At 52.9% G+C, this 15,189-nt stretch carries 16 protein-coding genes; 6 read left to right on the top strand and 10 right to left on the bottom strand.

Annotated elements, in window-relative coordinates:
* The 3 genes from VMT71_00440 to VMT71_00430 all read left to right on the top strand — a co-directional run.
* A partial coding sequence (locus VMT71_00440) for a type II toxin-antitoxin system PemK/MazF family toxin (protein ID HVN22406.1) occupies positions 1-339 on the top strand: 339 nt, incomplete at its 5' end.
* Positions 340-418: 79 nt separating this feature from the next.
* The gene (locus VMT71_00435; protein HVN22405.1) at positions 419-796 is read left to right on the top strand and encodes an EthD domain-containing protein; all 378 of its coding nucleotides are present in this window, start codon (positions 419-421) and stop codon (positions 794-796) included.
* A 92-nt stretch (positions 797-888) separates the two neighbouring features.
* Positions 889-2,073: an MFS transporter gene (locus tag VMT71_00430; protein ID HVN22404.1), complete on the top strand. Its 1,185-nt coding sequence runs from the start codon at positions 889-891 to the stop codon at positions 2,071-2,073.
* Positions 2,074-2,293: 220 nt separating this feature from the next.
* On the opposite strand, the gene VMT71_00425 is transcribed toward VMT71_00430, so the two are convergent.
* Positions 2,294-2,827, bottom strand: coding sequence for a retropepsin-like aspartic protease (locus VMT71_00425; GenBank protein ID HVN22403.1), 534 nt, complete (start codon positions 2,825-2,827; stop codon positions 2,294-2,296).
* Positions 2,828-2,984: 157 nt separating this feature from the next.
* On the opposite strand from VMT71_00425, the gene VMT71_00420 reads away from it, so the two are divergent.
* Complete coding sequence (locus tag VMT71_00420; protein ID HVN22402.1) at positions 2,985-3,734, top strand: exodeoxyribonuclease III; 750 nt, start codon at positions 2,985-2,987, stop codon at positions 3,732-3,734.
* A 282-nt stretch (positions 3,735-4,016) separates the two neighbouring features.
* Here VMT71_00420 and VMT71_00415 read toward each other — a convergent pair whose 3' ends face one another.
* The 7 genes from VMT71_00415 to VMT71_00385 all read right to left on the bottom strand — a co-directional run bounded on the left by VMT71_00415 (position 4,017) and on the right by VMT71_00385 (position 11,028).
* Complete coding sequence (locus tag VMT71_00415) at positions 4,017-4,358, bottom strand: hypothetical protein (GenBank protein ID HVN22401.1); 342 nt, start codon at positions 4,356-4,358, stop codon at positions 4,017-4,019.
* A gap of 243 nt (positions 4,359-4,601) precedes the next feature.
* Positions 4,602-5,114: a hypothetical protein gene (locus VMT71_00410; GenBank protein ID HVN22400.1), complete on the bottom strand. Its 513-nt coding sequence runs from the start codon at positions 5,112-5,114 to the stop codon at positions 4,602-4,604.
* Between the two features lie 38 nt (positions 5,115-5,152).
* Positions 5,153-5,848 carry a hypothetical protein gene (locus VMT71_00405; GenBank protein ID HVN22399.1) on the bottom strand — a complete coding sequence of 232 codons (696 nt, stop codon included), beginning with the start codon at positions 5,846-5,848 and terminating at the stop codon, positions 5,153-5,155.
* Between the two features lie 10 nt (positions 5,849-5,858).
* Positions 5,859-6,491 carry a hypothetical protein gene (locus VMT71_00400; GenBank protein ID HVN22398.1) on the bottom strand — a complete coding sequence of 211 codons (633 nt, stop codon included), beginning with the start codon at positions 6,489-6,491 and terminating at the stop codon, positions 5,859-5,861.
* Positions 6,492-6,640: 149 nt separating this feature from the next.
* The gene (locus VMT71_00395) at positions 6,641-7,720 is read right to left on the bottom strand and encodes a phosphotransacetylase family protein (GenBank protein HVN22397.1); all 1,080 of its coding nucleotides are present in this window, start codon (positions 7,718-7,720) and stop codon (positions 6,641-6,643) included.
* Between the two features lie 50 nt (positions 7,721-7,770).
* Positions 7,771-9,867, bottom strand: coding sequence for an acetate--CoA ligase family protein (locus tag VMT71_00390; GenBank protein ID HVN22396.1), 2,097 nt, complete (start codon positions 9,865-9,867; stop codon positions 7,771-7,773).
* Positions 9,868-10,053: 186 nt separating this feature from the next.
* The gene (locus VMT71_00385; protein HVN22395.1) at positions 10,054-11,028 is read right to left on the bottom strand and encodes a tripartite tricarboxylate transporter substrate binding protein; all 975 of its coding nucleotides are present in this window, start codon (positions 11,026-11,028) and stop codon (positions 10,054-10,056) included.
* Positions 11,029-11,193: 165 nt separating this feature from the next.
* On the opposite strand from VMT71_00385, the gene VMT71_00380 reads away from it, so the two are divergent.
* Together VMT71_00380 and VMT71_00375 are read left to right on the top strand one after the other, a co-directional pair.
* A complete protein-coding gene (locus VMT71_00380; GenBank protein ID HVN22394.1) occupies positions 11,194-12,918 on the top strand; it encodes a phospholipase D-like domain-containing protein in 1,725 nt (574 codons plus the stop codon).
* Between the two features lie 338 nt (positions 12,919-13,256).
* On the top strand, positions 13,257-13,691 hold the full coding sequence (locus VMT71_00375) for a phage tail protein (GenBank protein HVN22393.1): 435 nt from the start codon (positions 13,257-13,259) through the stop codon (positions 13,689-13,691).
* Between the two features lie 53 nt (positions 13,692-13,744).
* Here the strand turns inward: VMT71_00375 and VMT71_00370 are convergent, their stop codons facing one another.
* Positions 13,745-14,167, bottom strand: coding sequence for a hypothetical protein (locus VMT71_00370; protein HVN22392.1), 423 nt, complete (start codon positions 14,165-14,167; stop codon positions 13,745-13,747).
* A 194-nt stretch (positions 14,168-14,361) separates the two neighbouring features.
* Positions 14,362-15,168 (bottom strand): C-GCAxxG-C-C family protein, encoded by an 807-nt coding sequence (locus VMT71_00365; GenBank protein HVN22391.1) that lies wholly within the window; start codon positions 15,166-15,168, stop codon positions 14,362-14,364.
* Between the last annotated feature and the right edge of the window lie 21 nt (positions 15,169-15,189).

Raw genomic sequence — 15,189 nt, 5'->3', positions numbered from 1 at the left:
CCAATGGCCAGAATATTGAGGGGCGAGATCCGATGGGCGGACCTAAACCCGACAAGAGGCAGGGAGCAAGCCGGACTGCGCCCGGTTTTGATCCTCAGCCACGATATCTTTAATGAGCGGTCGGGAACGGTCATAGCTGTGACTATCACAAGCCAGCCCCAGAAGGCGGGTTTCCCTTTGACTCTTGAGTTGAGAGGAGTAAATCTACCAAAACGGTCATGGGTTAAGATCAGTCAAATTCGAACCCTCTCCGCGGAGAGAATTGGAAGGCTCCTGGGTAAGGTTTCTCAGGAAGAAATGGTCCAGGTGGTCGAGGGCCTAACCGAGATCATTGCGTAACCATGCCATGCAGCGGATCGCCAGCCAAGGCGCCCGCCTCCCGGTGAGCTTTTTGTTGGACCCAGAAGGAGTTGAACATATGATCAAATTTGTCATGTGTGCAAAGCGTCACCCGAAGATGTCACGGGCCGAGTTTCAAGAGTATTGGCTCAATCATCACGGTCCCTTATTCAAGGAGTTTGCAGACACCTACAGGGCAGTGCGTTATGTACAGAGCCATACCATCGATTCGCCGCTCAATGAAAATATTCGAAAATCTCGAGGGACAGTGGAGGCGTATGACGGGGTTGGCGAGATATGGTGGCAGTCGGAAGAAGATTTCCTCGCGGCCATCAATTCACCCGAAGGTCAGAAATTGCGCGTGATGTTTATTGAGGACGAAGCAAAATTCCTCGACTTGGAAGCGTCCTCGGCGTTCTTCACTGTCGAGCATGTTGTTATCGATGGGAAAGTCTAGTGGTTGAGGACTGGCCCGAGAAGGCAATGCGGCGGATGTTCTTCAGCGACCGCTGATTTGGTTGTTATCAACACCCTTACAGGTTGGATAGAATGTCAAAGCGTGTTGTAGCTATAATTACTGCCGGCTTTTTTACACTTTTCGCCGCGTTTGCTATCAGATTTGGCTACGGATTGATTCTGCCGTACATGTTGTCTGCACTTAACATATCGAAAGCACAGGCTGGAGTTATTTTTGCCTCCTATTTTATTGCAGCTACAATGCTTTCGCCAGTGGTTGGTATTCTTGTAGACAGGTTTGACGCAAAGATTATTCTTTCGGTGTTTGTGGCAATTCTCGGTGCAGGTGCGTGCCTTATGTCAGTATCTTCCTCGGTCGTTCAGGCATCCATCTTTTTCGCCATTACAGGAATAGGCCATTCCGCATGCTGGGCACCGGTGGTTGCGGTCGTGATGAGGTGGGTCAGCCCTAAGAGGAGAGGTATTGCTCTTTCGTTTGTAGATCTTGGAACCACGGCAGGTATCGGCTGTTGGAGCATTCTGGTCCCGGTCATTATCAGAGATCATGATTGGAGAACGGTCTGGCTATGTCTTGGTGTGACCGCATTGGTTGTGGCAGCCATGAATTTCTTTCTGATAAAGAGTCGCCCGGAGACTGAAGCCGCTGCTTTCAATCCGGCAAATGCGCAAAGGGTAGAGGGTTCCGCTCATGGATCCTATAGCCAAATTTTCCGGGACACACGATTCTATTTGATCGGTTTGTCTTACCTGTTCATCAGCTTCTCAGTAATTATTCCATTCACGTTTCTCGTCACCTATGCAACGCAGAGATTGATGATACCCTACGCCTCTGCCACTGGCCTTTTATTCGTGGTGGCAGCAGCAGGTGCAACGGGCAAACTGATTCTGGCACATATCTCGGACAGAACAGGCAGGATCAGGATTATGATGCTGTGCGGACTGCTGGTAGCTTCCGGGTCATTCGGGATGGCGTACGCGCGTGAGTTGTCCGTTTTGTGGATATTCTCGGCTCTATTCGGCATAGGATATGGAACCCTCTGGGCGGTCTATGCGGCCTCTGCACGCGATCTATTCCCCGGGAGGTATTCCGGAAGCATTATTGGAATCTGGACTCTCTTCCATGGAGTGGGATCAGTAATCGCTCCTGTTCTTAGCGGCTGGACCATAGATGCGAGCGGGAATTACTATTATGCCTTTGCCCTCGCAGCGTCAGCTTCCGTAGTGTCGTTATTGCTGCTATTGCCGGTCAGAAAATAGATTCCCACGGGGGCAAGCCCGTGGTACTCTTGCAGCATGCGTCGTGCGCGGACAGAAGACGCCCACCCACGCACAAGTGCATAGTCCTCGACAGCTCGCGTCGTCCGTGGAAATCTATCTAGCGAGCACAGCTCGCGAGAGGAGGAGGCTCCATGTGGCTCTGCCACTGGAGGGGGCGACGCGAGCCCCAGGAATAGGTGTGCTGTTGGAAGCCGGTTGGCTATTCCCATACAATGAGCTGTTTCTCGAAATCGACCGTGTATTTGAGGCCGCGTAATACATCCATCCCGAGGAGCCCGTCATACCGTGCTGCAGGACCTTTGTGGGGAATCACAAAGACTCGTGCATTCTCCTTTGTGTGAGGGCCGACCATGAGACGATTCACTGTAATCTGGAAGCCCTCGATGACATCGCCGCCAACGACTCGCCCTCGCATTCCTTTGGCGGCGTTCAGATTGATATGCAGACGGTCTGCGATATCAGTATTGATAACTGTTCCCGAGGCCCCAGTATCAAGCAGGAGTTGAGCATCAACCTGGGTGCCTTCATAGACGAAGGTCACAGGAACAATCACCGAGTTCCCGACCACAATGACTTTTGTCGGTGCATTGCTCCTGTAAATTACCGTCTCATCGATTCGCCGCCAGTTCTCGCTACCGGACGTATCCTTTGCAGCGGCAAGCCCAAAACCAACCTGACCCAAGATAGAGAGTACGACAAACATATAACAGGTGAAATTCCGGCAGCTCTGCAATGTCGTTCCCCTTCCGTCGTTGCGTGTTCGGTGAAAAGTTTGCCACAGTTCCTCGCTTCCGGCAAGCACATTATCCTCACGTCAAACTTTCTTGTTCGCATCAGAATTGTTAGAATAAATTTAAATACAGGCACTGCCAAAGGTGAGTGGCATAAAGATGAAGATCGCCACATGGAATGTTAATGGTATCCGGGCTCGTTATGCGCAGCTTTGCGAATGGATTGCTCGCGATCGGCCGGACGTTCTTTGCCTTCAGGAGATCAAGGCCCTGCCGGGGCAGGTTCCTGCGACAGGGAGCGAACTGGATGAATACTGGTGCTACTGGCACGGAGGGAAGGGTTACTCAGGCGTTGCTCTTCACGTCAGGAAAGAGATCTGCCGCACGGAGCCGGTTTATTCGCACCCTGCCTTCGATGTTGAGAACCGGATTGTAACGCTCCGGTTGAGTGGTATAACGGTTGCGTCCATATACGTGCCCAACGGCGGTAAGGACTTCGCTGCCAAGATGAGCTTTCTCGAATCGCTGGAAAAGTGGGCGGCGGATTTTTGTGGGAAGGGTCTCGGGCTTATTTTGTGCGGCGACTTGAATGTGACGCGGGCAGACATCGACGTCCACCCTAAGGAGAGGAAGCTGAAGGCTATAGGGCAGCTCCCGGAGGAGAGGGCGCAGTTGGAGCGAATCATCTCGCAAGGCCTTGTGGACGTTGGTCGGGCGCTCGATCCTTTGAACGATCAGCTTTTCACGTGGTGGGCGCCGTGGCGCAATTTAAGACAGCGCAACATAGGCTGGCGGCTGGATTACGTGCTTGCCAGCCAATCCCTTTTCGACAGCGTGGTTTCGTGTAAGGTTTTGACGGAGGTGGGGACGAGTGATCATGCGCCGGTGATGGCCACCTTCCGCGACTGAATCGCCAGGGTGGCGAGTTAAAGGCTGGTCTGCTTTGTCGCCTTTCGCCGCGTCTGTTCTCGGTGTACCGCCAGGTACACCTGTGTCCGCCACGGCTCGGAGCTTCTGGCATCTCAAACCCTTTCCTCACTACCCGAAAAAGACTACCAGCCGCCGGAGCTTCTCGTTATCCATCGAAATCCGCCTCAGTGTTGAGAGATCGCACATAAGAGATGTATTGGGAAAGCCCTGACTGATGGAGAGTCAGGGCTTCATTGGGGTTTAGCAATGCTGCCTGTTTTTCTAGTTTGTGCCTGTGTGTCGATTGTTGTGTTTAAGCCTGTGAATGTCCTTACTTGCCCGGTTCTGTTCCTTTGTCAGCTTTGTCCGTTCCTTTTGCGTGAGATTCCCATCCGACTTTGCCCTCAGTTCATCCTGCTTAATCTTTGCCTGCTCTGTCTCCAGCCTGCCTGCCTCCTTCGGCGTCAGTTGGCCGCTGTTGATGCCCTGGTCAATCCTTCGGTCCTGGTTCTGCATCCTCTGCTGTATGCCGGGATCATTCGTCGACTGGCCATGGGCGAGAGGTACAAGAAAGAAAGCCGCGGCTACTGCCAGAGAGAGTGTACTTGCCACTACATGTTTCATGCATTCCTCCTTTGCGTTTAGAGTATCGAGATTGCTGGTGGCCCCCCGTTGTCTCGTGACATAAGCTTAAGCAACACGTGTGCCAAACCTATTTGGAAGGGCTATCGTGGCTTCTCAGGCCATTTTGCTTGCTGCAGGGAGACGTGGGGAACCAGGTGCGGCGGACGTTGAATGTACGAGAATGTCGGAGCTGCGCAAAACTTCGACAATACGGTCGAGATATGCAGTGGACCCTTGCCCTTGTCAGGCGGTCAGCTTTAGCAGCAGTTTCAAGACCACTTTTCCGACTTGTGTCGCCGCTTGAAGCACAGCGGCCTGCTTCTGACGCGCAGCCGCATCTAGCGTCGCATTTGCGAGCAGGTTGTGAATCTCGTCTACTTCAGGTTGGGTGAAAACGATTATCTTGCTTATTGTATCCTGGATATAGGTATCTGCAAGTTGCTGGTAAAGCGTACCAAGTTTGGCCTGGTACAGCCCCATGCTAGCCGGATCGTCTTTGTAAGAATCAATTTTTGCTTTCATTGCTTCAATGTCTGACAGAAGTTGGGCCTGCTTTTTCTGAATGCCCTGATCCTTGGCAATCTGGAACGGGATCTTTTGCATACTCGCTGACAGTTGGTCTGCCTGTTTGCGGTTTGCTTCCAGTTGGTCAGCCAGAGACGAGAGATTCGATCCGGTATCCTTGATTTGATCGATAAGGTCGGCGTTCTGTTTCATGAAGTCGCTCACACCTTTAAAACTGAATTCGATGCTCATGTGGGTCTCCTTTAATGTCAGGGTTATCGTCCGCCGGCTTATGGGCTCTTAGTCTTGATCTGCTGTAGCAGGTTGATTAGATCCTCATTCAGCCCCTGCACTCCTGAAAGTTCATTTCCCCGGGGTAACCCCATCCCCGAGGCTTTCCTGAGCGCGTCGTTCACCTGTGTGGAGCGTATCAGCACCTGGTCGATTGCCGCGGTGTCACCTTTGAAATCGATTATGAGCGAGCGCACGAGGTTTGTGTCCACGCTTGCGAGAGACGATCTTTGCGAAAAATCATCGACTGCCTGTTGCGTCTTTTGAAGAGCCTTCCACGATTCGCCGATCTGCCTGGCCAATGTTCTCAAAGCGCCGTAGTCCTGATCAAACTGATCGAGCACCGTCTGTTCAAACCCCATGCGATCTTTGAGGTACACCTGGCCGATCATGTACAGTGAGGCGTGCGCATTAATGCCTTTTTCAGTCGCAAGAGACCGGTTTGCCGAGAAGATAAGCGAGTTTACGCTTTCGATCTTTCTCTGGTTTTCAAGAGCCCCGCTGAGGGAGGCCACACTCTTCTGCCAATTCTTAATCGCTTCTTCAGTACCACTGGTGAGTGTCTGAGCGTTCTTGGAAGCTTGGTCGATCTTCTCTGTTTGCAGGTGGATCAAGTCGCGCACGGATTGACTGTTGATTGACGAGCAGCCAAAAGCGGTGAAAAGCAACAGAAAGGACAAGACGAAATATCTCATCGGCCACCCCCTAGCGGCGAAGTTGTCTTATGGAATCTGCAATCTCCGACACGTCCTGCGGCGACACCGTGACGTCTATCTCAAGGTATCGCCTTATTGCTCCGTTGACTTGTCGGAGTGCGGAGACATTGGTCTGGTAGGCATCGAATTCGGTCATGTCTCTTTTGGCCGGATTCACATAATCCTCATCAACCTTTTCCACTACCCGGTTCACGATTTCGGGAAGACGCTGGGCTATTTTGTCTGCGGTATTATCCGGTTTGCCTGCTGCAAAGATCACGGCGCCGCTGGATCCTTTAGACGCCGGAAGCCCGGCAAGCCTCAGTTCATTCACCAGGCCGAGGAGCTTCGGTCCCAGCTGGTCCGCTTTTTCGTCGACCCTGGCCGGAGTATTGCCAGGGTAGTCCTCGGTCATCGACCGCAATGCTGTGTCGAGGAGGAGGCGCTGGCTTATGTATCGATTCCAGTAAAAGAGCCTCTCGTTGACATTCTGGACAAGGGTTCGGTACTGGTCCATCATCTTTGCATTTGTGGCGTAGCCCTTGTCAATGTCGACGATGGCCTGCTTCACCGGCGGCGGCGTTGCGCATCCGGCGAATGCCAGCAGGCAGACTAACATCGGTAGTATGACTTTTCCAATCATGCGGACCTCCTCTCTGATAGATCGCGAACATAAGGACCGTAATAGCGAAGGCAACTGTGCACCGGCTGTAAAGTCTGCCACACTTCAGCCGTCTCCACAACAGAATTTGCCGCAGGCAATCAGACAGGGAATGGTTGCAGGATCAGCCATCAGTGGGTCTTTATACCCAGGGCTGTGAGGAATGCGTCGAAGTTCATATGCCCGGCGAGCAGCTTCTCGAAATAGGGAACCTTTTTTTCCTGATGGAACCGTGTTTTGCCAAGGAAAGAACTTGCGATGCCAACGGTCTGAAAAGTGTCGTGCCGGGTCAGGATGATCGGCACCTTCCGGTCCTCCGCACGACCGATAATCAGGGGATTGGGGGGCATGCCCCCCGTCAGGATAAGACAGCTCGTCGATGTTTCAAGGGCGGCCATCTGAATGTCCGGACGATCACCGCCGGTAACGACAGCTTTCTTTGTCACGCGGCGGAAGTGAGAGAGCGCGCTTTCCACGCCCATGGCACCCACGACCATGTTCTCCACGAGCTCGTCTATACTCTTGGTACAGCACAGGATTTCACCGTTCAGTTCATGGGCCAACTCGCTGACGGTCACAGAGAACAAGGACTTTTCCTTAGGTACGACGGCGAACACAGGAAGCGAATGGCGGTTAAGAAATGGCTCTATGGCGCCTTTGACGAAATCCATGCGGTGCCTGGGAACACTATTTATGGCACCCCCCAGCAGCCTTCCTGCGAGCCAGGAGCGGGCAGCCAGCAGGTCATCCACAGCGTGCAGGCCGACAGCATAGGGCACCACTACCAGGACATGGGCATCCAGAAGTTCTGCGAGGCGTGGAGGAGCAAGGTTGATGATCCAGCCCTCACGCAGGCTGCTTCCTCCTTCCATGATAACCACATCTTTTCCATCCGCGACCACAGCGTGTGCCGCGCGCACCCGTTCTTCGAAATCACTCGGATCGGTTGTTCGGAGCAAGACCTCTTCATCCTTGTCGGTAAAGAGAATGGGCGACATTATTTCCAGCGGTTCAGAGAGCCCCAGAACAGCCTTGATAAATCGCGCATCTTCGTCGATTACCTGATCGCCGGTACCAAGGGCCGAGGTGCTTATAGGTTTCATGTAACCAACGGTATGTCCTGCCTGTTTCAGCCAGCGGAGCAGGCCCACGCAAAAGGCCGTCTTTCCTGAAAATCGTTCCGTTGATGTTACATAGACTGTTATTGCCATGATTACCTCCTTGGCCGGTCTACCGAAAGGTTATCTATGCTTCAGTCCGCTCATAAGCCCGCGAGCACCAGCCTCATGTCAATGCCCATGACGCCTTTACCATTTTCAAAAACGATCAGCGGATTGATATCCAGCTCGAGAATATCAGGAAAATCAGTAACCAATTGAGACACCCTGAGAAGAATATCTGCCACTGCATGTATGTCTGAAGGAGCTTCTCCTCGCACTCCCTGCAGCAGACTGAATGACTTCATTTCCCGCATCATCTCCTGCGCATCCAGCCGCGAAAAGGGAGCAATTCGGAACGAGACGTCCTTCAGGGCTTCTACGTAGATGCCGCCAAGACCGAACATGACAAGAGGCCCGAACTGGGGATCGCGCGTCATGCCTATAATAACCTCTTTGCCGCCGACCACCTGCTGTTGCACCAGACAGCCCCATATTTCGGCTTCCGGCATATAGCGCGCTGCGCGGAAGGTGAGCAAATCATAGGAATCGGCTACATCTGTTGCTGTCTGTATATTGAGCCTTACGCCTCCTATATCAGTCTTGTGCAGTATATCAGGAGAGGCGATCTTCATGACCACTGGAAAGCCTATTTCTTGCGCGTAAGAGACTGCTTCCTCCGCACTTCTGCAGAGTTTTGCTTTAGGGAGCGGAATCCGATAGGCTTCCAGGATAGCGCGCGCCTCGGCGTCGCCGATCTTCACTCTTCCTTCCCGCCTGACCTTCTCAAAAATTTCGAGCACACGCTCTGTATTCAGATCGAGCACCTCGTACGGATCAGCGATCTTTTCACGCCACTGGCGCTGCCTGACCATTCCTGCAAGCGCCATGATCGCTCCTTCAGGTGTCATGTAGTTTGGCACGTGGTGGCGTGTGAGCGTCTTCACCGCATTACCGACAGAAGCTTCCCCCATGAAGCAGGTGAAGACCGGTATCTCTATGTCCTCCGCTGTCTGTGCCACCACTTCGGCTATCTCGTCGAGTTTTGTGGCGAACTGGGGTGTAACGATCACGAGGAGCGCACCGGCATTCGGGTCGGCGAGCACCAGCCTGAGCGCGGACCGATAACGGTCGGTGGACGCGTCGCCCAGCAAATCCACAGGATTGAGTACGCTTGCAGCCGGTGGCAATGCTCTGCGCAACGCTTCCATTGTCTCATTGGTCAGAGAGGCGAGCCTTAAACCGGACCGTTCGATGGCGTCTGTGGCCATGATGCCCGGACCTCCGGCGTTTGTGACGATGACGACACTATCATTGCGCGGCAGCGGTTGACGGGCAAACGCGATCGCGTAGTCGAAGAGTTCATCGATGGAACTTGCCCGGATCACGCCCGCCTGTTTGAACGCCGCCTCGTAAGCGCGCTCGCTTCCAGCCAGAGCGCCGGTGTGGCTGCTCACAGCGCGCGAGCCGCTGCTGGTCACTCCTGCCTTAATGGCAATTATCGGTTTCTGTTTCGTGAACCGTTTTGCCACTTCGATGAACCGGGCTCCATCCGTGATGCCCTCCAGGTATGCCAGAACGACCCTTGCCTCGGGCATGTCAGCCCAGGCTTCGAGAAAATCGATCTCGTTCAAGTCCGCCTTGTTCCCGAGGCTCACGAAGTGTGAAAAGCCGACGTCCTCTGCGAGCGCGATATCAAGAATGGAGGTGCACAAAGCGCCAGACTGTGACATCAGGGCGATACTGCCGCGAGGCGGCATGCCTGCAGCAAATGTCGCATTCATGGGAACGAGGGTGCTGATGAACCCGAGGCAATTCGGACCCAATATGGGCATCCGGTACTTGGTGGCAATCTCGGCTATCTTGCGTTCTGCCTGCAGCCCTTCGCGGCCCGTCTCCCGGAACCCCGCTGAAATGACGATGGATGCGCCCACACCGCGTCTCCCGCATTCTTCCAGCGTGTCAGGCACGACGCGTGCGGGAATGACGATTATTGCGAGGTCTATTTTTTTGTCGATGGACTCCAGCGCCTTGTAGCAACGAATGCCGAGGATCTCGCCCCTTGCCGGATTGACCGGATAGACATCACCTGGAAAGCCGCTCTTTACGATGTTGTGCAAAATGGCATAGCCGACCTTGTCTGGGCTGTCGCTAGCTCCGATGACAGTGATCGACTTGGGTGAAAATAATGCGTCCAGCATGCTGAAGGTGCCTTGTCGAGGGGATGGCCCGGTATCCCCCTGCGTGACCGGGCCATGGTTCTGTGCTGGGTTAATGTAAGACTTCTTATGAACATGCGCAACCCGCCTGATTCCCGGGTGATGGCGATACCCGTATGTGTCGGAGATTCAGAAGAACGGTTGTCGTGCCGGAGACGTGCCTGCGTGCTATTGCTTGCGAAGGCCTATTTTGACCGCAATATCATAGATCTGACGGTATTCGTCGTCTCTCAGTTTCTTCATATCGGCAGGCGATTTGTATTCGCAGATGTCTCCCATCTGATCGATCTTTGGCTTCGTCGTCTTGATTGCCTTTTCGATTGCGGGTACCAGAACTCTTTTCGCCTCTTCGGGGATGCCCGCTGGATTCCAGAAACCGAACCATGAGGCGGGCAGGCTCTGTTTGTAGCCCAGTTCTTTTGGTGATGGAATGTTAGGATAAGCCGGCATCTTGGGGTCGATCAGGAGAATCCTCATCCTTCCGGCGTCCACGTGGGGCTTCAGCTTCTGGAAGCCGTCCATTGCGGCTTCAGCGTGCCCTCCCAGCACGGCCGTGACGACCGTCTCTCCGCCTTCATACGGCACATGTGTATATCTCGTGCCTGTCATCGATTGAAAAACCTCTATCGCAAAGTGTGTTGACGAGCCGACGCCGATTGACGTCATGCGAATCTTACCGGGATTCTTTTTGGCATAATCAAGAAATTCAGCCAGAGTCTTCCAAGGAGCGTCTGTCCTGACGCCTATCACGGTGGGCAGAAAGAAATGAAAACCTAACGGCTCGAGGTCCTTGGCCGGGTCATAATGAACTACCTCGGGGTTGGTGATCGGAGCGTAAATCGTGGGTGAAGCTCCACCGTAGAAAATAGTGTACCCATCTTTCTTTGACCTGACGACTGCATCTGCGCCCAACACGGTCCCTGCACCCGGCTTGTTAAGCACGATAGTTCGCTGGCCCAAAATCTTATCCATTTCATCGCCTGCCATGCGAAGGGTTATGTCTGCCACAGAACCGGCAGGATGAGGAAGAATGACCTGGATCGGGCGATCGGGATATCCCGCGGCAAAACAGGCAACGGAAGGTAATAGAGCGAGTCCCAGCAGAAGTATTAGTGCACAACAAAACGGATGCGGCGCCTTCATGATTATGCCTCCCTTATGTACGTGTTACTGAACCGCCACTCGTTGTGACCGGCTCTCAAGTATAGCGCGGCAAGGGACATTTGCAAATAAAATTGTCAAATGCAGCACCTTGATTTTGTCCATATATCAACTATACTAGGGAAAAGGGATGCCTGGAGGAAAAACATGTTCGAGCGCAACGCTAAGAATGGCGTAACGGTCAAGGCGTATCGGGGAGATGCCATGACGCTCCTCGCTTTCAATATCGAAGAAAACCTGCTGAAAAGTAACTTCGTTGGTTTTTCAATCAGGTACAAAACCCCGTCAGGTCATTCCTATTTTCTTGTAAACAGGATCAACTTTGAGGGTGATGGCGCACTCACGGAATCGGATAAAGCCCCCTTTCAGAAGTTCAGATGGATCCACGTCCCTGGTACCTTTCATCAAAACGTGACAAATCCATCATACGGACTCTACAAGTATTTCGTCACACCCAGGTATTGGAGCGCACAGAATAATGCGCTGGAGCCGCTCGACGAGGACCTTACCGTCGAAGTAGACATAGACGTAGACAGGTATAGTGACCGATCAGTGGGTATAAGCTTCACCAGGTCATTTCTCACATCCCAGGCCTTTGTTCGCAGATTTGGTGAGAACAACAATCTCATACCGACAGGGAACTGGCTCTTTGATACTTCCTCAGTGTTTTGCACCAATGAAGGCGTCAAGTACACCTATGAGGATGTCTACGGATGGCTGGGATATACCGCGCGCCAGAAAACTATAGCGCTGCTGCAGGAAGTGCTGAACAATAAAAGCCTTAGTGCCGATATGTTCGCGTATGATTTTGATGAGCCTGTCGTAGGGAAGCTGTGCCTCCAACTCGCAGCAGAGGGGAGAATAAGGGTTATCCTGGACAATTCAACTGACCATACCGGACAGAACGCGAGTGAAACGGATTTTGAGAGCACATTCAACACGGCCAAACAGGGAGCAGCAGCTATGTTTCGGGGAAGGTTCTCGAGATTGTGCCATCATAAAGTTATCATTGTGAAGGAGAATGGTACGCCCACGAAAGTGCTCACGGGATCGACCAACTTTTCAGTAACAGGATTCTGTGTGAACGCCAATCACGTCGTGCTCTTCACTAACGGAGAGATAGCCGGGCTTTACGAACAGGTATTCGAAGCATCCTGGGGCGCGGCGAAGATGAAGACATTCGCACACTCGCAATATGCCGCGAAGCCCTTTGACGTCGCGGGTCAGAACCTGCCGAATATCTCGTTCACCTTTTCTCCTCACCCTGACGATGTTGCGAACCAGGTGCTCAAAGGTGTGGCGGACAGTATAACAGGCGCAAAAAGTTCGGTTCTGTTTTGCATCATGTCTCTGGATGAGAGCAGCGGCGGCCCGGTCTATCCCACACTGAGATCTGTTCAGAACAATGAAGGGCTGTTCACCTATGGCATTACTGACTCCACCAAATACATCTCCTTATATAAGCCGGGCTCGAAAAAGGGGATCCTGGTGAATGCCAAGAATCTGGTAAAAGATTTGCCCCCGCCTTTTGACAAAGAGGAGACCTTCAACGCCCACAACATACACCACAAATTTGTGGTAGTAGATTTTAACAGGCCGGAGGCGGCTGTTTATTTCGGTTCATCCAACCTCGCTCTGGGTGGTGAGGAAAGCAATGGCGATAACCTGGTATGCGTTGAAGACACAGATATTGCAACGGTGTTCGCCATAGAAGCGGTGAGGCTTGTGGATCACTTTGAATTCAGGGCAAAGAAAACCGATAGCCAGGGGAATGACAAGGTATTGAAACTGGACAAGACGTCAGGGTGGGCTCTGCGCTACTTTGACGAGAAGGATATCAAGTACGTTGACCGGAATCTCTTTTGCGACTGAAGCTGGGCTCGCCTGACGAGCGGAATTAGACTCGTTTGACTCGGGCAGGAGTCTGGTGTTCTCTATTAGTGGGGCTCGCGTCGCCCCCTCCAGCGGCAAGCCACGTGGAGCCTCCCCTTCTCGCTCGCCGTGCTCGCTAGATAGATTCCTTGCGGGCAGCGCCGAGCCGGCAGAGGACCTCACGCTTTCAAGCGTGGATGAATGCACGGACTGTTTGCGCGAACGCGTAGCGTTGGTACGAAGGGCTTGTCCGTGGGAATCTATTAATTATGGGACATCCGCTAGTTCTTCTTCTGTTGGTGATTGTGGTTGTTATTCTGATCGTGGGAGGAATTCTTATGAGCCTACAACGCAAAGACCCTTTGAGGAATTGCCGTTACAGAGTCGAGATAGATGGTCTTCCAGAGACAAGACCCTGCTGCGTGTCAGGCATTGAGGCGGCAATTGAGTGCATCGAATACCGGGAAGGGGCTGATCCTCTCCAGGTAAGGCAGCTGGGAGGAATACCGAAATACGGTCCGCTGATCTTAAAGTATGGTCTCACTCAGTCGAAAGACCTTTATGAATGGTTCAATTCTGGCGTCCAGGGAAAGGTCGATCCTAGAAACATTACGATTACTGGCCTCGATATGGAAGGTAACGATATCGCCGCCTGGAAGTTGATCAATGCCTGGCCGGCCAAATACCAGGCGCCGAGTTTTGAAGGGAAGGGTAACGAGGTTGCGCAGGAAACGTTCGAGATAGTCTACGAGGGGCTTGAGAGGGTAAGCTAACGTAAGCTAACTGTCGATACTGCCTGCCCCTGGAGGGCATCCGGTTATCGGGATTATTCGTCAGCTAATTTGAGACCGGATTTGTTTTTGAATTTTCCCGTGTTCGTGTTATCGAAATAACTGGTCATGTCCCACGGATCATCTTCCCGGCTGCGCGGAACGCATTGTTTCGGATTCGCGACAGAGACACCGTGTTCGGAGATGCGCAGTCCCTGGAATTTCCCGTCAAAAGCATCCGTGGTAAGAGGCAGTTTTTTTATCAATTCGTTAAGGTTGGGAGAGTACTCTGTTCGCCGTTTTGTGGGCAGTCCCTTCTGGGTGATCTCGTATTCAACTGTCTGCTTCTTCAGGTCGATGGAGAGGGCACGCAGCACCTCGCTCTGCAGGCGATAGCCGAGGATATCCTCAGTCTCGAACGTAAGCCCAAAGGCTGAACGCTGAAACATCTCTACGATCATGTCATGTGATGTTTTCATGCGTGTTCCGGTTTTGCCCTTTCTCTCCGCGCAACCCTGGCGCCCTAGTCTCCCTTTCTATGGTAGCCGAAGCAGAGGCGTACGTCAAGTACCAATGAGGGTGGTTTCTTTAGGTAAAAGAGATTAAGCCAAAAGAACTACATTTGGCAAGAGTTCTCCCACGGAACAAAGCTAAAAAAGGGAAGAGATGGAATCTATATCTTCGGATGCTTGCTCCGCGGGGTAAAATGGCAACCTCCGCAGTCCATCATCCCGCGTGTGTTCTCGATCGCCCCGCCCTGGTCATGGCATTGCCTGCACGACTGGGCCTCGGCCGCAATCGCATGGGCAGGTTTAAATGTTTTCTCCGCGTAACTGTTCAGTAGTTCCACTGTGCGCTTGGCCACGGAAGCTGTCAGCCACCCGCATCGTTCCGACCTCTGGTTGGAGAACGCTTTGAACTTGGACGTCTTGCACCATCTGCTCACTGAAACGTGGCAGAGAGTGGAACGGGAGACCGACTTGACGATATCGAACTTAGGCTTTTTTGGCCTGTAATCGGGAAGCCCTTCCTGCTCGTACCACTTGTAAAGCTCCTGTATAAGTGCAAACGCAGGCTCTCTTGACTTCTTGTCCAGTCCGCCGGTTACGAGAAATATTGCCGCAGCGGCACCGTTCAGCGCGCCGCAGAGCGCCCCCTCGCTTGCCACTCCTCCCTCGCCGTACACCATCATTGCAGTCGGGATCACGGTGTAGGGGTGACCTACCTCCTTGCGAAGCTCGCCGATGATGCTGTCGAAGGCTCCGTAACAACAGGCGCCCGCATAGTAGCCGTAGTAGCCGGCTTCAGCGGCTGCTTCAGGGTTCAACCTCTTGTAGGGCCACGGTAGTTCAAGGGAGGACTTCTCCTGCGCATCGCCCGCACCAAAAAGCTTACCCGGTTTTACTACAGAGCCAGCTCCCATGAGACCGAGCAGCATTGCTCCCCCGCCTTTTATCACGTCTCTTCTTGAAACACTCATTGTTACCTCCCCTGATACTAT

The sequence above is a fragment of the Syntrophorhabdales bacterium genome (genome assembly GCA_035541455.1).
Classification (GTDB): Bacteria; Desulfobacterota; Syntrophorhabdia; order Syntrophorhabdales; family WCHB1-27; genus JADGQN01.
This window is presented reverse-complemented; position numbering and strand designations above follow the sequence as displayed.